23 protein-coding genes and 1 pseudogene are annotated in these 24257 nt (G+C 56.3%); 13 read left to right on the top strand and 11 right to left on the bottom strand.

What is annotated here, in order from left to right; genetic code table 11:
* Positions 1–42 precede the first annotated feature (42 nt).
* Positions 43–288 carry a YheV family putative zinc ribbon protein gene (locus tag ATI45_RS14745; protein ID WP_098420295.1) on the top strand — a complete coding sequence of 82 codons (246 nt, stop codon included), beginning with the start codon at positions 43–45 and terminating at the stop codon, positions 286–288.
* Positions 289–519: 231 nt separating this feature from the next.
* Here the strand turns inward: ATI45_RS14745 and ATI45_RS14740 are convergent, their stop codons facing one another.
* The 9 genes and pseudogenes from ATI45_RS14740 to ATI45_RS14700 all read right to left on the bottom strand — a co-directional run bounded on the left by ATI45_RS14740 (position 520) and on the right by ATI45_RS14700 (position 9064).
* The gene (locus ATI45_RS14740; protein ID WP_098420294.1) at positions 520–1842 is read right to left on the bottom strand and encodes a Na+/H+ antiporter family protein; all 1323 of its coding nucleotides are present in this window, start codon (positions 1840–1842) and stop codon (positions 520–522) included.
* A gap of 114 nt (positions 1843–1956) precedes the next feature.
* The gene (locus ATI45_RS14735) at positions 1957–2187 is read right to left on the bottom strand and encodes a DUF1653 domain-containing protein (RefSeq protein ID WP_098420292.1); all 231 of its coding nucleotides are present in this window, start codon (positions 2185–2187) and stop codon (positions 1957–1959) included.
* Positions 2188–2275: 88 nt separating this feature from the next.
* Positions 2276–2680, bottom strand: a complete 405-nt coding sequence (locus tag ATI45_RS14730; RefSeq protein WP_098420290.1) for a group I truncated hemoglobin — start codon at positions 2678–2680, stop codon at positions 2276–2278.
* Positions 2681–2716: 36 nt separating this feature from the next.
* Positions 2717–3407: pseudogene (locus ATI45_RS14725) on the bottom strand (DUF3034 family protein).
* Positions 3404–5497 carry an EAL domain-containing protein gene (locus tag ATI45_RS14720; protein WP_098420288.1) on the bottom strand — a complete coding sequence of 698 codons (2094 nt, stop codon included), beginning with the start codon at positions 5495–5497 and terminating at the stop codon, positions 3404–3406. Before ATI45_RS14720 ends, ATI45_RS14725 begins: the two are co-directional and overlap by 4 nt.
* On the bottom strand, positions 5497–6162 hold the full coding sequence (locus ATI45_RS14715) for a methylamine utilization protein (RefSeq protein ID WP_098420286.1): 666 nt from the start codon (positions 6160–6162) through the stop codon (positions 5497–5499). Before ATI45_RS14715 ends, ATI45_RS14720 begins: the two co-directional genes overlap by 1 nt.
* A gap of 221 nt (positions 6163–6383) precedes the next feature.
* Positions 6384–6770, bottom strand: coding sequence for a DoxX family protein (locus ATI45_RS14710; RefSeq protein ID WP_098421774.1), 387 nt, complete (start codon positions 6768–6770; stop codon positions 6384–6386).
* Positions 6771–6874: 104 nt separating this feature from the next.
* Positions 6875–7528: a hypothetical protein gene (locus tag ATI45_RS14705; protein ID WP_098420284.1), complete on the bottom strand. Its 654-nt coding sequence runs from the start codon at positions 7526–7528 to the stop codon at positions 6875–6877.
* A 192-nt stretch (positions 7529–7720) separates the two neighbouring features.
* Entirely contained in the window at positions 7721–9064 is a 1344-nt protein-coding gene (locus ATI45_RS14700; protein ID WP_098420282.1) for an MATE family efflux transporter, read from the bottom strand.
* A gap of 162 nt (positions 9065–9226) precedes the next feature.
* Between ATI45_RS14700 and coxB the strand changes: the two genes are divergently transcribed.
* The 3 genes from coxB to ATI45_RS14685 all read left to right on the top strand — a co-directional run bounded on the left by coxB (position 9227) and on the right by ATI45_RS14685 (position 12923).
* Entirely contained in the window at positions 9227–10357 is a 1131-nt protein-coding gene (coxB, locus tag ATI45_RS14695; protein ID WP_098420281.1) for a cytochrome c oxidase subunit II, read from the top strand.
* Positions 10358–10425: 68 nt separating this feature from the next.
* Entirely contained in the window at positions 10426–12033 is a 1608-nt protein-coding gene (gene ctaD / locus ATI45_RS14690) for a cytochrome c oxidase subunit I (RefSeq protein ID WP_098420279.1), read from the top strand.
* A gap of 2 nt (positions 12034–12035) precedes the next feature.
* Positions 12036–12923, top strand: a complete 888-nt coding sequence (locus tag ATI45_RS14685; protein ID WP_098420278.1) for a cytochrome c oxidase subunit 3 — start codon at positions 12036–12038, stop codon at positions 12921–12923.
* 42 nt (positions 12924–12965) lie between these two features.
* Here the strand turns inward: ATI45_RS14685 and ATI45_RS14680 are convergent, their stop codons facing one another.
* Positions 12966–13169: a twin transmembrane helix small protein gene (locus ATI45_RS14680; protein ID WP_014869383.1), complete on the bottom strand. Its 204-nt coding sequence runs from the start codon at positions 13167–13169 to the stop codon at positions 12966–12968.
* Positions 13170–13213: 44 nt separating this feature from the next.
* Here ATI45_RS14680 and ATI45_RS14675 point away from each other — a divergent pair, with 44 nt between their 5' ends.
* From ATI45_RS14675 to hrpB, 7 genes are all read left to right on the top strand, one after another.
* Positions 13214–13927, top strand: a complete 714-nt coding sequence (locus ATI45_RS14675) for an SURF1 family protein (RefSeq protein WP_323807653.1) — start codon at positions 13214–13216, stop codon at positions 13925–13927.
* A gap of 83 nt (positions 13928–14010) precedes the next feature.
* The gene (locus tag ATI45_RS14670) at positions 14011–14661 is read left to right on the top strand and encodes a hypothetical protein (RefSeq protein ID WP_098420274.1); all 651 of its coding nucleotides are present in this window, start codon (positions 14011–14013) and stop codon (positions 14659–14661) included.
* An 11-nt stretch (positions 14662–14672) separates the two neighbouring features.
* Positions 14673–15809, top strand: a complete 1137-nt coding sequence (locus ATI45_RS14665; RefSeq protein ID WP_098420273.1) for a COX15/CtaA family protein — start codon at positions 14673–14675, stop codon at positions 15807–15809.
* Entirely contained in the window at positions 15806–16762 is a 957-nt protein-coding gene (gene cyoE / locus ATI45_RS14660; protein ID WP_179888415.1) for a heme o synthase, read from the top strand. The genes ATI45_RS14665 and cyoE overlap by 4 nt, the downstream gene beginning before the upstream one ends.
* A gap of 19 nt (positions 16763–16781) precedes the next feature.
* On the top strand, positions 16782–17429 hold the full coding sequence (locus tag ATI45_RS14655; RefSeq protein ID WP_098420271.1) for an SCO family protein: 648 nt from the start codon (positions 16782–16784) through the stop codon (positions 17427–17429).
* 64 nt (positions 17430–17493) lie between these two features.
* Positions 17494–18729 carry a YbfB/YjiJ family MFS transporter gene (locus ATI45_RS14650; RefSeq protein ID WP_098420270.1) on the top strand — a complete coding sequence of 412 codons (1236 nt, stop codon included), beginning with the start codon at positions 17494–17496 and terminating at the stop codon, positions 18727–18729.
* Positions 18730–18926: 197 nt separating this feature from the next.
* A complete protein-coding gene (gene hrpB / locus ATI45_RS14645; protein WP_098420268.1) occupies positions 18927–21419 on the top strand; it encodes an ATP-dependent helicase HrpB in 2493 nt (830 codons plus the stop codon).
* Between the two features lie 28 nt (positions 21420–21447).
* On the opposite strand, the gene ATI45_RS14640 is transcribed toward hrpB, so the two are convergent.
* Entirely contained in the window at positions 21448–21819 is a 372-nt protein-coding gene (locus ATI45_RS14640; RefSeq protein WP_098420267.1) for a DUF6746 family protein, read from the bottom strand.
* A gap of 150 nt (positions 21820–21969) precedes the next feature.
* On the opposite strand from ATI45_RS14640, the gene ATI45_RS14635 reads away from it, so the two are divergent.
* Positions 21970–22788 carry an ATP-grasp domain-containing protein gene (locus tag ATI45_RS14635; RefSeq protein ID WP_098420265.1) on the top strand — a complete coding sequence of 273 codons (819 nt, stop codon included), beginning with the start codon at positions 21970–21972 and terminating at the stop codon, positions 22786–22788.
* Between the two features lie 213 nt (positions 22789–23001).
* A complete protein-coding gene (locus tag ATI45_RS14630; RefSeq protein ID WP_098420263.1) occupies positions 23002–24177 on the top strand; it encodes a type III PLP-dependent enzyme in 1176 nt (391 codons plus the stop codon).
* Positions 24178–24257 lie beyond the last annotated feature (80 nt).

Genomic DNA, 24257 nt, shown 5'->3' with positions numbered 1-24257 from the left:
CCGGCCAAGGCCGGCAGGGGCCATTTAATATGGAGTTATCAAATGCCAAGTCCGAAACGTTTCATCGCCGGAGCCGTTTGCCCCCGCTGTGCGGAGATGGACAAAATTACTATGTACACGGACGACGCTGACGAACAAATCCGCGAATGTATAGCCTGCGGTTTCACCGACGGCATTTCTGACATAGAAGCGCCAGCCGCCCCGGAACTGCAAACCCGCGTGAACAAGCGCAAAAACGAAGACGATCATACGGTTAAGCAGGTGGTGTTCTTTAAAGGTGGGGATTAGGTGGCTGGGTAGAAGTTTACGTAGCCTTTTGTTTTGGTGGAGGGTCGAGGGTGCGGGGTGTCGTTTCTTCTGGGAAAAACAACTCGCTGCGCTCAGACATATTTTTCCCGACAGAAAAGACACCCCACACCCTTCCCATTTGACTGTAGAGATAGGCTGGCAAATAACATAGCCAGTTTTCCGTAAAGGGGACGGATTTGAAATCCGTCCCCGGTCTTCCGTCCCCAAGCTTTAAAGAACCATCGCCGCAACCCACCCGAACCCAAGCAACGGCAAGTTGAAGTGCAAGAACGTGGGCACCACTGAATCCCATATGTGATTGTGCTGGCCGTCGGCATTCAGGCCGGCGGTGGGCCCTAGCGTGGAGTCGGATGCTGGCGAGCCTGCGTCACCCAGAGCGCCGGCGGTGCCGACCAGAGCAATGATGGCCATGGAGCTGAAACCCATTTCCAGCGCCATCGGCACGTACAGCGCCGCAATGATGGGAATGGTGGAGAAGGACGAACCAATACCCAGGGTAATCATCAGTCCCACCAAGAGCATCAGCAGAGCCGCCAGGGCTTTGTTGGCGCCGATGATGTCGACCGAGCTTTGCACCAGGGTGGTAATTTCGCCGGTTTCGCGCATGACTTCGGCAAAGCCGGAGGCGGCGATCATGATAAAACCAATCATCGCCAGCATTTTCATGCCCTCGGTGAACAGGTCGTCGGCTTCTTTCCACTTCACCACGCCAGATAAGTTGAACAGCAGGAAGCCGGCCAGTGCGCCCAGAATCATGGAACCCAGCCACAACTGCACCACAAAGGTGACCACAATGGCCGCCAGCGCCATGACCAGAGTCATGGGCTTATAGGTGGTGTTGACTTTTTCGACGCGGGTTATGGCGCTCAGGTTGTAGTTACGTTCGCCGCGGTAGGTAATAAAAATAGCGACCAGCAGGCCACAGAGCATACCCAAGGCAGGCAGCGCCATAGCTTTCATGACGCTCAGACCTTCGACATCGCCACCATTGGCGCTGATTTTGGCCATCAGGATTTCGTTCAGGTAAATGCCACCAAAACCCACGGGTATGAACATGTACGGGGTAATCAGGCCGAAGGTAAGTGCGCAGGCCACCATGCGGCGGTCCATTTTCAGCTTGGCCATGACGTACAGCAGCGGCGGAACCACCAGTGGAATAAACGCAATGTGAATCGGCAGGATGTTCTGGGACGACAGCGCAATGGCCACCAGAATGGCGATGATCATGAAGCGCACGCTCTTTACGGCGGTATGATCTTCGCTGCGCCCGACCTTGGCGAGGATTTTTTCCGCCAGTAAGTTGGCCAGGCCGGACTTACCGATGGCTACCGCGAAGGCGCCCAGAACGGCGTACGACAGCGCCACTTTGGCGCCTCCGCCCAATCCATTGTTGAAGGCATCAATGGTGTCGTTCAGCGACATTCCGGCAATCAGGCCGCCGGATACGGCGCCTACTATCAGGGCAACAACAACGTGAATGCGGGCCAAGCTTAATACAAGCATGATCAGCACCGCAGCAACAACGGCATTCATGGCAAACTCCGGGTACGCGTAATGGGCTATCAGGCCTTCTTGCGAAGGCTGAGATTATAAAAACGCGGTAATGTGCAGTAATTTGCCAGCTTAGTCAAAGGGCTTGTGTAACGTTTAGGGTTGGTCAATACGAGCAAAACGCGGAAGCTGCTCTCCTGCAACGTTTACGGTTTCGCGGAAGATGCTGAGGGGGCGAACCCAAAGGCTGTAATCGCCGTAGAGGCAGCGGTAGACCACCAGTTTTTCCTCGGTCTCGCTGTGGCGGGCAATGTCGATCACTTCGTAATCTTTGCCCTTGTAGTGCCGATAGCGGCCCGGAAGGATATCTATTTTTTTTTCAGTCATGCGGGTGTCGTGCCTCGTTTTCGTTGCACTTGTCTTTGCTGCCTTTGTCTTTATAGCCCTTTTTGTGACTTTTTTTCACTGCGGGTTTTTAAAGATGCCGGATATCCGGGTACATCGGTAGCAGTTTTTTAATCAGCCGGTTCTGCGCCGCTGTTGGCACATCGTTTTCTTCCATAGCGAGAATAAGGTTCTCTGCCAGGGCGTTAAACTGGGTATCTGTAATGCCCATGGCCGCGTGGGATTCGCGCATCTCGCGACCGGAATACTGGCATGGGCCGCCGCTGAGTTCACACAACTGGTCTGTCAGGTTGCGATGAAACTGCGCAACGTTTATGCCCTTGAACTGATGACTAATTCGCGTGTCATCCACGATGAGATACAGCAGATCTTCCACCACATCCACAATGCCTGCCCGCTCGCCTAACTGAAGATAGAGGCGATTGTCGGGTTCGCGGTGAAAGCTTTGGCAGCCCGTTAGAACAAGGCTGACCAGAACAACAAGAGCGGCGAAGTGTGCCTAAGCGCATGATCAGAAACCCCCCTGCAGAGACAGATAAACACCCTGCTGGTCTTTTAGGGTTGCGACATCATCCAGATTAACGAACGCTGCCGTTACGGCCAGTCTACGGTCCGGTACCCAGGCAATAAACAGGTCCCACCAGTCGTCTTCGCGGGCAAAGCTCAGGTTATCCGGCTTCGGCCATAAACTCATAGCTATTATTGAGGTCGCCGCCGCTGTCGTCCCGTGCACCGATGGCTTCCGGCACCGTGAAATCTCGCTGCCGTTTATGTTGTACGCCGGCAGACCACTGGCCCCAAGGGCTGTAGAGAGCGTCTCCCATCAGCCGTACTTTCACCCCGAAAATATCCTGATTGAGTTCATCCTGTTTCAGGCTGCCCAGATCCAGGGTCTGCCGAGCAAATGTAACTTCGATCCGATTGTTCCAGTTCAAACCGGCACCCACAACCGCGAGCGTGTAGTCATCCACCTCGGCCCGACTTATGGCCACAGTTCCACCCCATTCTTCATCACTTGCGTAGCTTCCAAGCAAAGCCCAAGGCACTAACCCGCCGCCGGCGCTGCCTTCTATAGCAGTGACGCCGCCGGTTGCCCAGAGGCGACTGCCAACATCCGCAGAGACCGGGGTCGTTGCAATAATCCCCAGGGTCAGCAAGAGCGGGAATACCACAACACCCGGTTTGCTGGAAAAACGTGTCATGGCGAATGCTCCGGCGTAATTCCACTTAGTTCCTGCTGGCGTTCTGCCAGGGCCGCAACCGTCTGCGCAAGCTTATCCGCAGAAACCGGACGGCTCAGATAAAACCCCTGGCCGACATCGCAGCCCCAGGCCTGCAGCAATTTCCAGGTTTCCAGATTCTCGATACCCTCGGCAACTACTTTTAGTCCAAGCCCGTGGGCCATATCGATAGTGGATTTTACAATCAACGGATCCTGAGGTTCGGCGTTCAACTTCAGAACGAAAGATTTGTCTATCTTCAGTTCCTGAACGGGTAGCTTGCGCAGCTGTGATAGCGAGGAATAGCCGGTGCCAAAGTCGTCAATGGAAAGAGTTACGCCTAGGTTACGCAGGCGATTCAGTGTCGCCATGGCTTCTTCCGGTGATATAAAGCCCAACTCCGGGTGTATCCAGCGCACCAGGGCCTCCACCTGAAGTAGCTGCCCGGTGCTATTGTCCAGTTTGGGTTGGTAGTTCATGTGCAGGCCATTGTTGCGAACGGCACTGTGCAGGTCAGAAACCAGTTTCAGCTCACGTAGATGGTCTTCATCCCGCCCACGCTCGTACCGTGTGACCGCAACGCCCTGCCGGAAGGCGTGTTCGAAGGTCAGGTTTACGCGCCTTCTCAGCTCGCTGTTATTGCTGGCGTCTGCGGGCAATTGCAGTGTTATCAGATGAGTGCGCAGGGAAAACGGGGTATTTTCAATATTCCGCGGCGCTACTACGGTGTCATGCAGAGCTTGCGCTCGCAGAGCCAGTGCTTCCGGGCCGAGCTGTGGAATCAATGTCAGGAATTCTCCGCCCCCCGTGCGAGCAATTATGCCGGCATCGGGAAGTTCATCACGCAGCCGTTGTGAGAGGCCAAGCAGGACTTTGTCGCCGAATGCCAAACCGAGTGTATCGTTGATGTCCGATAGGTCGCTCACGCGCAGGCCGATCAGGCTGCAGGGTTTACCGGCGTCAAAGCTATCTTTGGCTGATTGCATCAAAGCGTTGCGGTTGCCTAGCCCGGTGACTTCGTCATGGGTTGCGGCATTGCGGATTTCTCCTTCGCGCCGGATAAGTCGGGCCAAGGTGTCACGAAGCGTATCCCTGAGCTGCCTCAGCTCGCCGCCAGTGCGGATATCAGGAGCCGGAGGGTTGTCTCCGTGGCCCACTGCCCGGGCATAATCGGCAAGTTGTAACACTGGCCGGCCGAGATGCCTGGCGGTAAGGAGTGCCAGTAATATCGCCAGTGCCATGATGACAGTGACCAGCAGGGCTATTTCCAAGGCTCGGCTGTAGTAGTTTTGCCGGCTCGCTTCCCGGCTGGTCAGAAGAACCGCTTCGAATGAAATTTGCCCGAAACCTCCCAGATCCAGTATGCGGGTGAAGTAGCGATCGCTTTTGATAAAGTTCTGGTTACTCTCAGTTCCGTTTAGTGCGGGGTCTTCGGTACTGTCGATATCGGAGGACGTAGCAAAGTTGATGAAACCGCCAGGGCCGTTCGGACTCGCTCGGAAAATAACCGAACTGCCACTTAGCCGGGTGATGATGTTTGCCAGTTCCTGATCCAGTTCGAAACCGGCAACCAGCCAGGCTCTTAACCCAGGCGCTTCTATGGGAATGACCAGCATCTCATAGCCACGCTGATCAATAGTCAGCAGTGAACGGGCAACACCGCTTTTACGCGCCGTAGCCAGTTGCATTTCGTTGATGTCGGGCGCCTTTTGGGTCAGCGTAGAGGCCAGCAGCTGTCCTTGGCTGTCCAGCAGCAATGCAAAATCCGCGTCTACGCGCCCGCTGTGGTTTTCAAGAGCGCTGTTTAGAGTTGCCGGATCGCCGCTGGCAATCGCAGAGCGAAAACCAAAGTCACGGACAACGACATTCAGACGGGAAAGCTCAAGATCAGTGCGGCGTTCAAGCACCTCGGTGGTAAGGCGCTCGGCGATTGTGAGCTGTTCCAGGGCGCGGCGGTTTTCGTCTTCAAACAGGTACACCATCATCAGCGCACCGATCAGCAGGCTTACCAGAGCAACCATGGCCGTAACCAGGCGACCGCGAAATCCTATGCGGCTAGTCAGTCCGCCCATCAAAGGTTCTGAAATCGCTTTTGAAGATTATTCATCGGGCCTTCGAGACTTGGCTCGGGCGTAAGCACAATGCTGACGGTTTCGATACCGGCGTTGGTCAGGCTGGCGGCCGTAATTTCCCGAACCACCGGCTTGGTATTGTCTGGCAGGCGTGGGTGCCAGATATTCAGGTTCAGCGAGCCGGGTACCTGAGCGTCGCCAAAGTCCAGCGCGATCGTTACCTCGCCCTGCTCATTGGTTTGGCCTATTGCACGAGTGTTAGCCACGACAATAAAAGCCTGCATATGGTCGTGAATATTACAGCCAAGCTCTACAATTCCGGGCTGATCAAACACAACCGGCGCTTCGAGCCTATTAGCATAAAGCTCAAGATTAAAGGTTTTTGCCGGCGAAAAAGAATAGACGTGATGCTGGGTGTTGTCTCGATTGGGGAAGTCCACGCTAGAACCTACAGGCAGAATCAACACGTGGGGATGAAACATTCGGTCTCTCTGAGACACTGCTGACCGCACAGGAGATGGCTTGCTGCCGTCATTCATATACACCACAGCGCCAGCGACCGGACCAGTGCCGTCAGCAAGCTGAACCCTGACCGTCAACTCATCTGCCAGTAAAGAAGCCGGCAAAAGACAACAGGCTAGCAGCAAAACGGTTTGATTTTTCATTTTGGCTATGAACTTTTCGGTTGGGCAGAATCTTTCGATGGAGCAGAACCTGCAGGGCCGGGCGGGGTCAGGTACGGCCAGGTTCGCCCATGAACTTGTATACCAGCAGACTAGCACGAGTTGCTTCCATATCGACAAGCTCACCAGCCTTTACCTTTAAAGTGGCAATAGCGGTCGGATTTCAGTGAAGCTTCAGCAGATACGGAATTTCTCTTTGGCACTCAGTTGCGGACGGTATAACGGCCGGAGCCGAAGAAAAAAACCGCCACCGCACTCATCAGAAAGAAAAACTGCAGTTCTAGCTGCAACCCGCCATTGCCACTGAGGGTCATTAACTGATGGCTGTGCACCAAGGCCAGGGCCACCAACATGTTTGCGACAATCAACAGGGCGCCTATGCGGGTGTGAAAACCCAGAATAATCATCAACGGGGCCAGGACTTCACCAATAATCACGCCCCAGGCCAGAAACGCCGGCAGGTTATGGCTGACTAACTGGGCTTCAATAAAGCCCACGCCATTCATCAGTTTATCGATGCCGTGAAACAGCAGCAGACCGCCCAGAGTGAGGCGGATAATCAGTTTTCCAAGATCGGTATTGGCAAGCATGGTTTTGGTCCCGAGGCAGGTAAAAAACAGCGCACAGCTTAACCGCTTCGGCGTCAGGCGCAAGCTAGTGAATGTCATATAACAAATGCTAAAGGTAGCAGAGGCTAGCGCCGGCGACGATTGCCTAGAGTAAAGCGAATGTGATTACGCACTAGCAGGTTTTCCCAATACTGTCGCATTGAGTCCCAGGCCGCGTTGTTGGCCTGTGCCACAAACGGGTCCAGGTTAAGATCATAGTAGTCCGGGCTGCCCGCAATCTGCCGCACGGTGATGGCTACGGCATCGTCCAACTCATTGGCGAACGGCTCACCAATGAGTTCGTGTACCAGCAGGTTGGCCCGTGTGGCCTCCAGATCCACCAGTTGGCTGCGGCGGAAGCTGTGGTTGTTGTCGTACATGTCTTCCATCAGGCGGTGGCACAGATAGGCGCTGATTAGAAGCCCGTCAAGGCCTATATAGCGACTAAGAAGCACCGACGGGTTGGTAAAAAAACGGATGGCGGCGTCTAGAAAGGGCGTGAATAGACCTTCGTGGCCGGCGTCGCGGGCACAGGTGTCAACCGCGTGAATCAGCCGCGGGGCCGTTTCGATGTATTCCACCGAAAACTGAAACAGGCAGCTAGCCGGTGCTCGACTGTTAAAGCTGATGCACATTGGCAGCGCCTGGGCACGTAGCTGCAGGTGGCGCAAAAAAGCGCCTGAGCGGGCTTCCCTGCACCTTGCAGTGTCAATGATGTCCAGAACTGCTTTCGGAGTCATGTGCACGGTTGCCGGTGTCGATACGTAAAAGGATCGCAAGGCGCCTCCCGTTCATGTCACGGGTATATGGGTTGTGCAGGCAAATGGCCTGGTTAGGCGCAGGGTGAAGCCTGTGATGTTAATAAAGTGTAGACGACTATTTCAGCCTTGCCGGCCAGGGCGTCAACAATTTAATCTGGCTGCGGGCTGCGGTTATGGGCCTTCATTACTACGAAACCAGCGCCCCTGACGATTAAAATGCAGGTATACCAATCCCATACTCAAAGCTCGTGCCAGCATCAGGCTGATCATCGCAAACCACAACCCGTGATTTCCCCAGCCGGTGGTCAGCCACCACACCGGCAAATACACGCCCAGGGCGGCAAACAGCATGGTGTTCTGCATGGCTCGGGTTTGGGTGGCACCAATGAAAACGCCGTCAAACAGAAACCCCCACACCGCGGTGAAAGGCAGCAGCCACACCCAGGGCAGATACTGCCAGGCGTTAATTTGCACGGATTCGATGTTGGTTAATAATCCGATCAACGCCTGCCCGCCCAGCACAAAAAGCGCTGTCAGGAGTAAGGCACCCCAAATCGACCAGCGCAGGGCGGTGTCGAATACCCGCTTGAACTGGCGCCGGTTGTCACGGCCGACGGCCTCGCCGATCAGAGCTTCAGCGGCGTTTGCAAAGCCATCCAGAGCGTTGGAAATAACCAGCAGAAAAGTAAACAGTACCGCGTTGGCGGCCAGAATAGCGTCGCCCTGGCGCGCGCCTTGAGCGGTAAAAAAGGCAAACGCCAGCAGCAAGGCGATGGTGCGAACCATAATAAAACGGTTTACCTGAAGTATGCGCCGGTAGTCTGCAAGGGTGCCGATCAGCGCGCGGGTCATGCGCTGGCCTTCTGGCATGCGCCGTAACACGATCGCCAAACCAATCAGCGCCGCACCGTATTCCGCGATCACCGTAGCCATGGCCACACCGCGGCTGTTCCAGCCGAACCCGGTCACAAACAGCACGTCTAGCACCAGATTCACGCCGTTGGCCACCACCAGCATGATCATTGGGCCGCGGGAATACTGGGTGCCAATCAGCCAGCCCACCAAGGTGTACTGGCACAGCACCGCCGGCGCGCTCCAGATGCGTATGGCGGCGTATTCGGAGGCCAGTTCCAGCACGCCGGCGCTGGGGTTCATCAGCGCCAGGCCTGTGTGTATCAATGGCTGTTGAAAAGTAATCAGCAACAGACCGATGGCCACCGCCAGCAACAGCGAGCGCACCAGCAGTGCCACCTGCTCGTGCTCGTCACGTTTGCCCCAGGCTTGAGCCGCCAAACCGGTGGTGCCCATGCGCATAAAGCCGAAGGTCCAGTACAGAATGCTGAACAGGTTGGCGCCTACAGCCACGGCGCCAAGATATTGCGGATCCGGCAGGTGCCCCAGCACAGCGGTGTCTACCAGGCCAAGCATCGGGACAGTCAGGTTGGTGAGCATCAACGGCCACGCCAACGCCCACAATCGGCGATCCAGGCGGGTTAAACGGTGCAAGGGCTTCATAAACGGCTATCCAGAATAGTCACGGCGGTAAAGCGCTGGAATCATAACATTGTTGAATTTCAGCTGTTTGCTAGCTTTTTCGTTATACGTGTCTATACTGGTATTTGAGATATTCGAAAGCAGTCTTTCACCCGACAATCATAATCCATGTGGAGACGCAATATGCGTGTGCGCGCAAAACGGGCTTTGGCCCTATGCGGCTTGGCTCTGTTCCCGGTGATGTCCATGGCGGACTGGACTATGAACATGAGCCCCGGTGTTACCCAGAGTAGCAACGACATTTACGGCTTGCACATGACCATTTTGTGGATCTGTGTTGTTATCGGTGTTGTGGTGTTCGGCGTCATGTTCTGGTCGATCTTCGCCCATCGTAAGTCTCGCGGTCACAAACCCGCGAACTTCCACGAGAACACCACGGTGGAAGTGCTCTGGACCATCATTCCTTTGGTTATTCTTGTGGCTATGGCGATTCCGGCCACCGCTACGCTGATTGATATGTATGACACCACCGAAGCCGATGTGGACATCAAAATCACCGGTTATCAGTGGCGATGGAAGTACGATTATCTGGACGAAGAGGTCGGCTTTTTCTCTAACCTGAGCACCCCCCGCGACCAGATCAACAACCGCCAGGCCAAGGGCGAGAACTACCTACTGGAAGTTGACAACCCGTTGGTAGTGCCGGTGGGCCAAAAGGTGCGGTTACTGCTGACTGCAAACGATGTAATCCACTCCTGGTGGGTGCCTGAATTTGGCCTGAAAAAAGACGCGATTCCCGGATTTATTAACGAAGCCTGGATTCGGGTGGATACGCCGGGCACTTATCGCGGCCAGTGCACCGAGCTGTGCGGTAGAGGCCATGGCTTTATGCCCATTGTGGTGGAAGCGGTGCCGCAAGCCGAATACCAGACCTGGATTGGCGAGCAACGCGCTGCGGCCGAGAAGGAAAAAGAGCTGAGCCAGAAAGAATGGACCATGGCGGAGCTGATGGAGCGCGGCGAGCAAAGCTATCAAAGTACCTGTGCTGCCTGCCACCAGGCCGACGGCAGCGGCTTGCCGCCGTCGTTCCCTGCGCTGCGTGGCAGTGCCATCGCCGTTGGGGACATGGCTGGCCATATCGATATTGTAGTTAACGGCAGGCGCGGTACCGCCATGCAAGCCTTTGGCGAGCAGCTTAGCGAAGTCGATATTGCGGCGATCATCACCTACGAGCGTAACGCCTGGGGTAATAACGTGGGCGATATGGTTACGCCCAAGGACATTTTTGATTACAAAAACCAGCAACAACAGTGACCCGTTGGCGGCGACATGCTGCCAACCCAGATCACTACAAGAATAAAACGGCGGTTACGGGAGATATTATGAGTACGGTTGCAGACGCTCACACCTCAGAGCATTCTTTAGGGCAGAACCACGATCATCACGGCCCAGCCAAGGGTTGGACTCGTTGGCTGTTCACGACCAACCACAAAGATATCGGGTCCATGTACCTGATGTTCAGTTTTGCTATGTTCCTGTTGGGCGGCACCATGGCCATGGGCATCCGCGCCGAACTGTTCCAGCCCGGGCTACAAATCGTACAGCCGGAATTTTTCAACCAGATGACCACCATGCACGGCCTCATTATGGTGTTTGGTGCGGTGATGCCGGCCTTTGTGGGCCTGGCTAACTGGATGTTACCGCTGATGATCGGCGCACCGGACATGGCCCTGCCGCGGATGAACAACTGGAGCTTTTGGTTGCTGCCCTGCGCCTTCCTGATTCTGTTATCCACTCTGTTTATGGACGGCGGCGGCCCCAACTTCGGCTGGACCTTTTACGCGCCGCTGTCGACCACTTACGGTCCGCCCAGCACCACTTACTTTATCTTTGCCCTGCACATTGCCGGTGCGTCGTCGATTATGGGCGCCATCAACGTGATTGCCACCATTCTGAACATGCGTGCGCCGGGCATGACCCTGATGAAAATGCCCCTGTTTGTATGGACCTGGCTGATTACCGCGTTTCTTTTGCTGGCGGTTATGCCGGTGCTGGCAGGCGTGTTGACCATGATGCTGATGGACATCAACTTCGGTACCAGCTTCTTTGACGCCTCCGGTGGCGGCGATCCGGTGCTGTTCCAGCATATATTCTGGTTCTTCGGGCACCCCGAGGTGTACATCATGATTTTGCCGGCGTTCGGCGCTATTTCTCACATAGTTCCGGCGTTTTCCCGTAAACCGCTGTTTGGCCATGCCTCTATGGTGTACGCGACGTGCGCCATTGCACTGCTGTCGTTCCTGGTATGGGCCCACCACATGTTTACGGTGGGTATTCCCGTCGCCGGCCAGCTGTTCTTTATGTATGCCACTTTGCTGATTGCGGTACCCACCGGGGTTAAGGTGTTTAATTGGGTAGCGACCATGTTCCGCGGTTCGCTGACGTTTGAGGCACCCATGCTGTTTGCCATCGCGTTCATTATTCTGTTCAGTGTGGGCGGGTTTTCCGGGCTGATGCTGGCCATTGCTCCGGCCGATTTCCAATACCACGACACCTACTTTGTGGTGGCGCATTTCCACTACGTGCTGGTTCCCGGCGCAATCTTTGGCATCTTTGCTTCTGCGTACTTCTGGCTGCCCAAGTGGACCGGCTACATGTATGACGAAACCCTGGCCAAGACCCATTTCTGGTTGTCGTTCGTGGGTATGAACCTGGCGTTTTTCCCCATGCACTTTTTGGGGCTGGCGGGTATGCCGCGGCGAATTCCGGATTACGCCCTGCAATTTGCCGATTTCAACATGGTGTCAAGCATAGGTGCATTCCTGTTCGGGGCTACCCAGCTTCTGTTCCTGTTCATTGTAGTAAAATGCGCCCGCGGCAACGGTGAGCCAGCGGCGGCCAAGCCCTGGGACGGCGCGGAGGGCCTGGAATGGACGGTGCCTTCACCTGCGCCCTACCACACCTTCTCCACACCACCGGAGGTGCATTAATCATGTCGGAACACCAGGAGTATTACGTACCGGAACAAAGCAAGTGGCCGATTATTGCTACTTTTGGATTGGGTACGACGCTGTTCGGTGCGGCGACCATTATGGTCGATGGCGGTCAGGGTGCCAGCACCAGCAGCGGGTGGATAATCTTTGCGGTGGGCCTGTCACTGATGGCCTATATGATTTTCGGCTGGTTTGGCAGCGTGGTACGTGAAAGCCGTGCTGGCCTTTACAGCCCGCAAATGGACCGGTCTTTCCGCTGGGGCATGAGCTGGTTCATTTTTTCTGAAATCATGTTTTTTGCGGCGTTTTTTGGCGCGTTGTTTTACGCTCGTGTGTTTGCCGTTCCCTGGTTGGGGGGCGAGGGCGATCGCGGTAGCTCGAATATGTTATGGGAAGGGTTTCAGGCGACCTGGCCGCTGATTAACACGCCTGACCCCAGTTTGTACCCAGCGCCCAAGGGCGTCATAGGGCCCTGGGGCTTGCCGTTGATAAACACCATATTATTGGTGAGTTCGTCATTCACCATTACCGTTGCCCATCATGCGTTAAAGGCCGGTAGCCGTAAAAAACTGAAGCTGTGGTTGGGTGCCACTATTATTCTGGCGCTGGTATTTGTGGGTTTGCAGGCCGAAGAATACATGCACGCCTATCAGGACCTGAACCTGACTCTGCAGTCCGGGATTTATGGCAGCACCTTCTTCATGCTGACCGGGTTCCACGGCGCCCACGTGATTTTGGGCACCATCATGCTGATTGTAATGTTAATACGCATCATCAAAGGTCATTTCAGCGCCGACAACCACTTCGGGTTCGAAGCGGCGGCCTGGTACTGGCATTTTGTCGACGTGGTGTGGATGGTGTTGTTTGTCTTTGTGTACGTGATCTGACATCGCTCATCAGTGGCTATAGTGCTGCGGGCGGGGCTGCAGTCAGGGCGTGGGATTTAGCGTCAGGCCGCCTTGCCAGAGCGACAGCAGAATGACCAGCAGCAACAGCACGCTCAGGGCAACGCGCAGCGCTAGAGAGTTAATGACGCGATTGGTTTTTCCCCCGTCGCGGATCAGAAAAAACAGGCCGCTGAACAGGCTAACGATCACCGCCAGTAATAGGGTAACAATGAGTGTTTTTAACATGTACAGGTCCGTTCGTTTAGCTGGTCTGTTCACTATAGCAAAGCATGGGTGATTTGCAGGGTCCACGGCGTTACTGGCACTGGGATTGGCGTCTTATGCTGTTCAGCGGTTTGTTTTTGCCGCTGTTACTGGGTTTGGGAGTGTGGCAGCTGCAGCGTGCCGAGTTCAAACAGCAACAGCAGGGCCAGTGGGACCAGCAGACGTCTGAACTGGCCTGGCCGCAGCTGGTAGAGCAGGGCCTGGATGCAGGTCGACCCGTGAAGCTTAACGGGTCATACGGCGATACCACTTGGCTGCTGGACAATCGCACCCGCGATGGCATGGCTGGATACGAGGTGTTAACGGTGTTTTATCCAGTCCAGGGGCCGGCGCTGGTGGTCAATCGCGGCTGGGTGATTGCACCGCGTACCCGTCAGCAGTTGCCGGAAACCTTAGTAACACAAGAACGGGTAGAAATTTCTGGACGCCTGGCAGACTTTCCCCAACCACCGTTGCTGGCGGCCGTTCAGGCAGGCAGTGGTTGGCCAAGGCGAGTGCAAAGCCTGCCTCCGGAGGTGGCGCAAGACGTGGTGCCGGAATTGCCCGGGTTGATTTTGCGCCTGGCTGACCAGAGCCAGCCGGGCGCATTGCGGGCCGACTGGGCGCCAGACCGAATGGCCGCCGCAACCCACTACGGTTACGCCACCCAGTGGTTTGCGTTGGCGCTAATGCTGACTGTATTGACGGTAGTGGCCAGTTACCGTAAAGCTGCAGATTAGCGATACAGCAATCCTGTAGTAATTTTTCGCAGTTCTACTTAATAGTCGTCCTACAACAGCCGTGACCCGTTCAGGAGCCAATAATGACAACAACGGTGGCCCAACAGAATTCGCAAACAGCTTCGCCCAAGCCCATGAGCCCGCAGCAGATACGCAAAGGGCGGCGCATGGCCCTGCTGCTCATGGCGGTGGGTTTTGGCCCGATTATTCTGGCCAGTGCGATGTTCTATGGCGGCTGGCTCAATCCGGCTGAGCATACTAACAATGGTGCGCTGGTGACTCCCCTTGTTCCGCTAAGCGATTTGCAGTTGCAAACCGTGGAAGGCACGCCGTTGGCAGCCCGTTTTGGCCCCACACAAACCAGCGCCACGTGGTTGTTGCTGGTGGTGGCAGACAGCTGCACCGAGGTTTGTCAGCAACTGCTGTACACCACCCGCCAAACTAACATTGCGCTCGGTAAATACGCTACACGGGTCAGCCGTGGCGCCGCCTTGACAAGCCTGCCACCCGCTTTGGTTCAACGCTGGCCGGCAGACTTTGAGCGTATGGAGCGGTTTACGCTGTTGCCGGCACAAACTCCTGTATGGCCACCGGGCGTGGAGCCGTCGGAAGCGCCACAACTGCTGCTGGTCGATCCTTTAGGTAATATTATGATGCGCTACCCGGCAAGTGTACCGGGGGGTGATGTGCTGGATGACCTGAAACATCTGCTGAAAATTTCGCGAATCGGCTAAGGCGGGTGATGATGACGAAGAATTACGCCAGCAATACCGAATCCATAACGGTACCTCGTTTGATGTTGCGCTTGGCCGTGCTGGCCGTTGGGCTGGCCGTGGGGGTGATCATGCTCGGCGCCTGGACCCGGCTGGTACACGCCGGCCTGGGGTGCCCGGACTGGCCCGGTTGCTACGGTTTTCTGACGGTGCCGCAAAGCGAAACCAGCATTGCCATCGCCAATGTGCGCTTTCCGGAAACTCCGGTGGATGTTGCCAAAGGATGGCCCGAAATGATTCACCGCTATGCTGCCGGCATGCTGGGCCTTCTGGTGTTCGGACTGGCGGCTTACGCCGTACGCCAGCGCAAACGGAATGTCCCGGTAAAGCTGCCCCTGTTTATAGCCGGTTTTATTGTGCTGCAAGGTGCATTTGGCATGTGGACCGTTACCCTGAAATTATGGCCCCAGGTGGTGGCTTTGCATTTGCTAGGAGGCTTTACCACCCTGAGTTTGCTAGCGTTGTTGGTGTTAAGGCTACGCAGCCGCGTGCGGGGCGGGTCGGCGCAAACGGCCGTGTTGAAGTCTGCCTGTTCGGGCTCGGGGCTTCGCCGCTGGCTTTATGGCGGGTTGCTGCTGGTGGTTATGCAGATTGCCTTGGGTGCTTGGACTGCCGCCAACTACGCCGCCGTGGCCTGTACTGATTTACCCACCTGCGGTGGCCAGTGGTGGCCGCAGGGAATGGATTTTGCCCACGGCTTTGACATAACCCAGCACGTTGGGCCCAATTATCTGGGAGGCCAGCTTAACGCTGATGGCCGGGTGGCTATTCATGTCAGCCATCGCCTGGGTGCCGCTGTTGTGCTGGTTTATTTCAGCGTGCTACTGGCGCTGCTGTGGGCCCGGCGCCGGCGCAATGGCCTAGGCCAGTCAGTGGCTGTGGTAGCGGTTGTTCTGCTGGCACAGATTGCGCTGGGCCTGGCTAATGTGATTCTCTACATTCCGCTGGCGGTCGCCGTGGCCCATAACGCCACCGGTGCGCTGTTGTTGCTGAGCGTGATTCAGCTGATCTGGCATCAACGTCAGTTGTCCCAGGGCTTGCCAGCACAGCTTTCAGGCGTTAAAAACAATTCGATGAATTCAGGAAAGCATCAGGAGATAACGGCATGAGTGAGCAAGCGAACGTCTTGCCGGTACCGGCCAACGCTATTGGCAACCCAGTCGACAACTCTTTGGGCAATTCGGCCGGTAACCATACTGCTGCGCACTGGCGTGACTATCTGGAACTGACCAAACCCAAAGTCGTCGCGATGATGATTCTCACGTCGGTCATTGGCATGCTGCTGGCGGTTTCCGGTCTGCCGTCTTTGCAGGTTCTGGTGTTTGGCAACGCTGGCATTGCGTTACTGGCCGGAGCGGCCGCGGTGATTAACCACGTGGTGGACCAGAAAGTGGACGTTGTTATGGCGCGTACTCACAAGCGTCCGGTAGCCACAGGGCGGATTTCTGCTGCTGAAGGACTGTTATTCGCAGGCGTATTGGCGCTGAGCGGTATGGCGATATTGATGTTGTTGGTGAACAGTCTGACAGCCTGGCTGACATTAGCGTCGCTGGTGGGTTATGCGGGCGTGTATACGCTGTTTCTGAAACGGGCCACGCCGCAGAATATTGTAATTGGCGGGCTAGCCGGCGCCATGCCGCCGCTGCTGGGTTGGACCGCGGTAACCGGGCAGGTAGAAGGCCACGCGTTGCTGCTGGTGCTGATTATTTTCGCCTGGACGCCACCACATTTCTGGGCATTAGCGATTCATCGTAAGGAGGAGTACGCCAAGGCCCGCATCCCCATGCTGCCGGTGACCCACGGCAATTACTACACGGAACTGCACATCCTGCTGTACACTCTCATTCTTCTTGCGGTTAGCCTGCTACCGTTTGTGACTGGAATGTCCGGCATGATTTATCTGGTCGGCGCCCTTGTGCTTGGCTTGCGCTTTTTGCAGTATGCGATACGCTTGCTGCGCGGTGACGATCGGCGCGTAGCGCTGGACACCTTCAAATATTCCATCACCTATTTGATGGCACTGTTTGTCGTGTTACTGGTTGACCATTATGCCTTTATTTGATGCCTGATATGGAGCCCCGATGACCCGCCAGATTCGCACAACGGTAATCCTGCTGGTACTGGCGATAGTGGCTGTGTTCGGCTTGTCTATAGCGCGGTATTGGCTGGCAGAGCCAGCACCGGTCGAACAGCCACCAGACCTGGCCAGCGCCAATATTTACGTGTATGAGCAGCCGCGGCCGGTGATCGAATTTGAACTCACCGATGAAAACGGCCAGACCGTTACCCGTGAAAATCTCCGCGGTCATTGGACCTTTGCTTTTGTAGGCTACACCAACTGTCCGGACATCTGTCCGGTAGCTATGGCGGCCTTGCGCCAGACCAACAAACTGCTGCCTGCGACCTTGCCCCAGCCCCGTTATCTGCTGATCAGTGCCGACCCAGAACACGACACGCCTGAAGTTCTAAAAAATTATACTGGCTTCTTTGGTGAAAATTTCCACGGTTACAGTGGTGATATAGACATAACCCGCGCCCTGGCGACCAGTTTGGGAGCGGTGTTTGTGCAGCGTGAAACAGAGGATGATTTACTGGTGGACCACAGCGGCCATTTTGCACTGATCGGCCCCTCGGCCGAAGTGGTGGCGCTTATTCAGCCGCCCCATAAACCGCAGCAACTAGCCGATGGCTTCGAGCAGATCTACCGCTGGGCAGATCGCCGGCGTTAGACAAACAGCTCTGCTTATTAATTCAGTCCTGCTTCAACGTTTTTTATAATCACAAGTAGCTCACATGACTCAAAAAACGGCCTCTTCCGCGCTTCACTCGTCGTCGGCCACTCCCCGCGAACTTTTTACCGCACTGGCCGCCGGTGCAGTGCTTCTTCTTGTGGTGCACGGCCTTGGGCGCTTTATGTACACCCCACTTTTGCCCTATTTGGTGAATGACGGCCTGTTTTCCGCCGCAGATGGCGCGGCCGTGGCCACCTGGAATTATATGGGCTATCTGATGGGCGCGGTGCTGGCCATCCGCTGGCACCGCATTGACCATATTCGCCGTATTTTGCCGCTGGCCGTGGTGGTGCACATTGTCACCAGTTTGCTGGTGGCGGTTGAAACCGATCTGACGGCTATTTCCACGACTCGCTGGCTTAACGGCGTGGCCAATGGTGTGGTGTTTGTGCAGGCACCAGCGCTTATTCTGGAGTGGCTGGTGTTGCGTAACCGCGCCAGCCTGAGCGGGCTGGTGTATTTCGGCGTAGGTTTTGGCCTGCTGTTGTCCGCAGGTGTGGTCAGTGGCACGGCGGGTTGGCTGGAAGGCCCGGAACGCTGGTGGCCGGCTGCGATTATTTCCATTCCGCTGGCGGCCTGGGGTACCTGGAAGCTGATGCAGCTGGATGTGCCGATGCATTCACCGGTGGCGACTAACAACAGTGGTGAAGCGCGTAGCACCCGACTGTTCGACCGAGCCAGTACGCCATTGTTTCTGGCTTACGCCGGCGCTGGCCTGGGTTATATTCTGCCGATGACGTTTCTACCGCTGCTGGCCAACGTAGAGTTGCAACCCGAGCATTGGTTGCAGGACGGCAGCTGGTTGCTGGTGGCGCTATCCACCATTGCGGCACCCTGGATATGGAATCGTCTGGGCGCCAGCATGGGTGATGTTAAGGCGCTGAAACTCAATTTTGCCATTCAGTTAGCGGGTGTGCTTGCTGCGGTGGTCGTTCCGGGTGCGCCGGGGCTGATTCTGTGTGCGATTCTGGTGGGCGTTACTTTCCTGGGTACGGTATTGCTGACCCAGCGCATTGGCCGGGCACTGCACCCGCACCAGGGGCCGCGCCTGTCTGCTGCGATGGTGGCTTTGTATGGATTTACCCAAATGGTCGGCCCCTGGTTGACTAAACAGTGGCTGGATGCCGGTGGAACCCTGTCGTCAGCGTTCGGTATAGGGGTAGGGGCGCTGGCATTTGGACTTGTGTTTCTGTTCTTCGTGCCGCGGCCTAATGAGTGGCATTCTCGTGCGGTGTGAGGTTTTTGCCGGTAAAGCGTAGCCTTTTGGTGGCGGTGGATTGATCGCGGTGGATTGATCGCGGTGGCGGGTAATGTTTTTTCTTGGAAATGGAACTCGCTGCGCTCAGACACCCATTTCCGGCGAAAAAATTTGCTCCCGCGCCAACTCCCAACCCCGCAGACTAAACTCAAACCAAAAAGCCGAAGCAAAACACCGTGCTCCCAATAGAACATATCCTCCCCCAGCTAAAACAAACTCTGGAAACCAACACCACAGCCTTGCTGCAGGCGCCGCCGGGCGCTGGTAAAACCACCCGTGTTCCGTTGGCGTTGCTGGATGCACCCTGGCGCCATGGGCGGCGGATTTTGATGCTGGAACCGCGGCGACTGGCGGCTCGTTCGGCGGCACGATATATGGCCGGGCAGTTGGGCGAACAAGCCGGGCAGACAGTGGGTTATCGCACGCGGCTGGATACGAGGGTGTCGGCGGCTACCGTGATTGAAGTCGTGACCGAGGGCATTCTTACCCGGTTGATTCAGAGCGATCCGCTGCTGGAAGACTATGCCGCTGTGTTGTTTGACGAGTTTCACGAGCGCTCGTTGCAGGCTGATTTAGGGCTGGCTCTGATGCGGGAATCGCAGCAGGTGCTGCGGGAGGATTTGCGGGTGCTGGTGATGTCAGCCACGTTGGATACGGCGCCCATTGCGCGGTTGCTGGGCGATGTGCCAGTTTTAAGCAGCGAAGGGCGGGCGTTTCCGGTGGAGGTTTTATATCGGCCTGTTGCGTCTGCGCAGCGCCCGCCCCGTGTGGTGGACCAGGTCACAGCGGCGGTGCTTGAGGCGCTGGCTCAGCAGCCGGGTTCAGTGCTGGTGTTTCTGCCGGGCGCCGGTGAAATCCGGAGGGTGGCGCAAGGATTAGCGGGGCAGGTGGCGTCGGATGTGGTGATTGCGCCGTTGTTCGGCAACTTGCAGGCGGCGGAGCAGGACCGTGCGATTGCTCCGGCAGCTGATGGCACGCGTAAGGTGGTGCTGGCCACGGCGATTGCAGAGACCAGTTTGACCATTGAAGGCGTGCGGGTGGTGATTGATAGCGGGCAGCAGCGGCGGGCGGTGTTTGACCCCGGAAGTGGCATGACGCGGCTGGTGACAGGCCGCGTATCCAAAGCGTCGGCGGAGCAGCGTAAAGGCCGTGCCGGGCGCACCCAACCCGGGGTGTGCTATCGCCTTTGGAGCGAGCCCGAGCAGTATGGTCTGGCAGATTTTACCCCGCCGGAGATTCGCGAAGCGGATCTGGCGCCGCTGGTTCTGGAACTGGCCCAGTGGGGCGCGCGGTCGCCCGATCAGCTGCAGTGGGTTGAGTCACCGCCGCCGGCGCACTGGCAGCAGGCGGTGGAGTTGCTGCAATTGCTGGATATGCTGGGCCAAGACGGCGCCATTACTAATCATGGCAAGGCGGCGCGGGCACTGGGCGTTCATCCGCGGTTGGCGCACATGGTATTGCTGGGCCGTGCATTGGGGCTAGGTTCCCTGGCGTCAGAATTAGCAGCACTTTTGGAAGACCGGGACCTGTTGGGGCCGGGTGCTGGCGCCGACATGCACGAGCGCGTGCGGGTACTGCGCGGGGAGCGTGGCCACGCACGGGTAAACCCGGCGCGAATTCAGGCGGTGCGAAAGCAGGCCAGACGGCTTGAACCAGCAGCGTCATCGGCCAACCATGCTTCTTCGGTGGCGCCCACTGCGACAGAGGTGGGGCGTTTACTGGCGCTGGCCTATCCGGACCGCATAGCGCGCCGTCGCCCCGGTGATGCCCCCCGTTACCAGCTTAGTAATGGTAAAGGTGCGCTGCTACGGGAAGACGATGCCCTGGCCCGTTACGACTGGCTGGTGGCGGCAGATTTGGACGGCAAGGCCCGCGAAGCGCAAATCTACCTGGCGGCGCCGGTGGATTTGGCAACTCTGGAAAGTGACCTTGCGGCGCACATTCAGCAACGTGACGAAGCCGAGTGGGATGATCGGCGCGGCACCGTGGTTGCGCGCCAAGTGCGTCGCCTGGGTGCTTTGATTCTGGCCGAAAAACCGCTGGCCAAGCCTTCTGCAGAACTGATGCAGCAGGGTTTGCTGGCCGCCGTGCGGCGTAAAGGGCTGAACAGCCTGCCCTGGACTGCCGGCGCCAGGCAATGGCAGGCGCGGGTCGGGCTGCTGGCACGGCATTTCCCCGAGGACTGGCCGGATGTCAGTGACACAGCGCTGATGAATTCGCTAGAGGATTGGCTGGCGCCCTACCTGTCGGGCCTTAGCCGTTGGGCTGAACTGCAAAAGCTGAGTATGCAGGGTGCGCTGAACGGTGTGCTGGATTATGCCCGGCAGCAACGCCTGAACGAGTTGGCGCCGACGGCGTTAACTATTCCAACCGGTAGCGCTGTTGCGCTGGATTACACCGTGGAAAACGGCCCGGTTTTGGCAGCCAAACTGCAGGCGCTGTTTGGCTGGACGCGAACGCCCACCGTTGCGAGCGGGCAGGTGCCGGTGCTAATACACCTGTTATCGCCCGCCCAGCGGCCGCTGGCGGTCACGGCAGATCTGGCCAGCTTCTGGGCCAATGTGTATCCACAGGTGCGCAAAGACACCCGTGGGCGCTACCCCAAACATCCCTGGCCGGAAGATCCGCTGACCGCCGTGGCGCAGCAGGGCGTGAAACGTAAATCCTAGTGTCCTGCCTGGTGAGCGCTGAAACCACTTATTTTACAATTTTGCGGCCGGTTTCCAGATATTGTTTTCCTGCTGAGCGCACGGTGTTTGGGTCTGAATGCTCGGAGGCCTTGTGTACACGCTCCAAGGTTTCAGCCAATTGTTCCAGTTCGTCGTCCATTTTTTTCAGCGCGTTTTCCAGAGTGTATGTCAGCTGGTGTACATCGTTCATGGTTTCTGGCGTTAACTCACCAGCCAGAATCGTTTCCAGTTTGGTGTTGTACTCGGAAAAGTGATACACCGCCTGATCCAGGGTGTTGGCGGGTTCGCCTTTGTAGTGGTTGGCGTCTTCGGCCATAGCGGGGTTAGCGATCACCAGGGACGTAACGGCGGCAAGGACAAGATGACGAAGCTTTTTCATAAAATGTTCCCAGTTGTTTAACGGAATACGAATTATTATCGATGTGTTTTATGAATGCATTGACAGGCGTCAAATTACTTATATCGATAGTGCTTGCCAGCGTACAAAAAGCGCCTAAAATTCGCACACTTCAACTGGTGTGAAACCCTCATGCACTGTGTCTCGTTTGATATTTTCCGCACTCTTGGTTTTCCCGATACCACCGTACTCAAGCCGGATCAGTTTTTGCGCCATAAAGAATTGCTGCGCGATGCTGACTGGGTGCTGTTTCCGGAGTATTGGCAGCTAAACACTCTGGTACATGGTCTAAAATGCCGAGTGTTTCCCAGTGTTGCCAGTTACCGCATTGGCCACGACAAAGTGGAAATGACCCGGGCGTTTCAGGCTATCGCGCCTGAGCACACGCCCTGGACGCTGATTACCGCCAATGGCCCCCAGGAACGCGAACAGATATGGCAGGATATGGCCCTGCCCTTTGTGGCCAAGCTGCCAAAAGCGAGCATGGGCGAAGGTGTGTGGCTGATTGAAAACCGTGAAGATTGGCAGCGCTATTGCGATCGTACCGACGTGCTCTATGCCCAGGAATATCTGCCCCTGGAGCGGGATGCGCGGGTGGTGATAGTGGGCGACAAAGTCGTTACCGCCTATTGGCGCACCCAAGCCGATCAGGGCTTTTACAACAACTTGGCCCAGGGCGGGCGAATCGATTACAGCCCGGTGCCGGCGGTGGTGACTGATCTGGCCCTGCGATTGGCGCGGGAGCTGGAGGTAGATCACGCCGGTTTTGATATTGCGCTGGTGGAAGGCTATCCCTTTGTACTGGAATTCAACCGCCTGTTTGGCAATCAGGGTTTGGGTCAGGGCACTGATTTGCAGGACGCAATATTGGCGTACCTGCACCAGTGCAACGAACCCCGTAACCCGGAAGAGCCGATGATGCCTGATCCGGTATGGCCAGTGGCGGTTTAAATCTTACTGGGGTCCTGCTGGCCGGCGCTTGCAGTGGCTGGTATTTTGACTATCCTGCAAAACAATGCGATTTGCACCAGGCCTGTTTTATGTGTAGATATGCTGATATGCGGACTTGAAAAAAAGTCCGATGATCGCGCTAATCAACGGGCTCTGCCGCCAAGGCGCAGAGCCTTTTTTCTGCTGAATACCCTGTGGAGGGAAACACCACCCATGACCGAGTTATCCAACGCCCGTATTACCGACTACTACACCGAAAGCACGTTCAACCGTATTCGGCAGTTCGCCGAAGGTAAAGAAACACCGTTTGTAGTGATTGATACTGCCACTATCGATTCTCACTATAACGAATTGGTTGAGGGTTTCCCTTACGCACAGGTGTATTACGCGGTAAAAGCCAATCCGGCCCCGCAGGTTCTGACTCTGCTGCGAGATAAGGGTGCCAATTTTGACATCGCTTCGGTGTACGAGCTGGAACAGGTAATGGCGCTGGGTGTGACTGCTGAACGCATCAGTTTTGGTAATACCATCAAAAAAGCCAAAGACGTTCGCACATTCTATGAAAAAGGCGTGCGCATGTTTGCTACCGATTCGGAAGCGGATCTGCGCAATATTGCCGAGGTTGCACCGGGCTCAAAAATCTACGTGCGGATTTTGACGGAAGGTACGTTAACCGCCGACTGGCCGTTGTCACGTAAATTTGGCTGCCAGCAAGATATGGCCATGGACCTGCTGATTCTGGCCCGTGACCTAGGTTTGGTGCCCTACGGTGTGTCGTTCCACGTGGGCTCGCAGCAGCGTGAAATTGGCGCCTGGGATGCAGCGCTGGGCACAGTAAAGGTGATTTTTGAGCGTCTCAAGGAGGAAGACGGTATTGAATTGAAAATGATCAATATGGGGGGTGGCTTCCCGGCCAATTACATCACCCGCGCCAATGAAGTGAAGGTATATGCAGATGAAATTGGTCGTTTTCTGCGCGAAGATTTTGGTGACGAATTGCCGGAGATTATTATTGAGCCGGGCCGTTCGCTGATTTCCAACGCCGGTGTACTGGTGAGCGAGGTGGTGCTGATTTCCCGTAAATCCAGCACTGCCCTGCACCGCTGGGTGTATACAGACGTGGGCAAGTTTTCCGGGCTGATTGAAACTCTGGACGAAGCTATCAAGTTTCCGATCTGGACTGAAAAGGTCGGCGAAGGTGAAGATTGCGTGATTGCCGGGCCAACTTGCGACAGTGCCGACATCATGTATGAAGACCACAAGTATCCGCTGCCGCTGAGTCTGGCGATTGGTGACCGCATGTACTGGTTCTCGACCGGCGCTTACACCACTACCTACAGCGCGGTGGGGTTCAACGGCTTTCCGCCGCTGAAAGATTATTACATTTAATAGTCGTTGATTCAGCCGAGCCAGACAGTGGCTCGACTGGCAATGTCGCAGTATAAAAAACGGGGCCAGACAGGCCCCGT

It is taken from the genome of Marinobacter sp. LV10MA510-1, from assembly GCF_002563885.1.
Classification (GTDB): Bacteria; Pseudomonadota; Gammaproteobacteria; order Pseudomonadales; family Oleiphilaceae; genus Marinobacter.
This window is presented reverse-complemented; position numbering and strand designations above follow the sequence as displayed.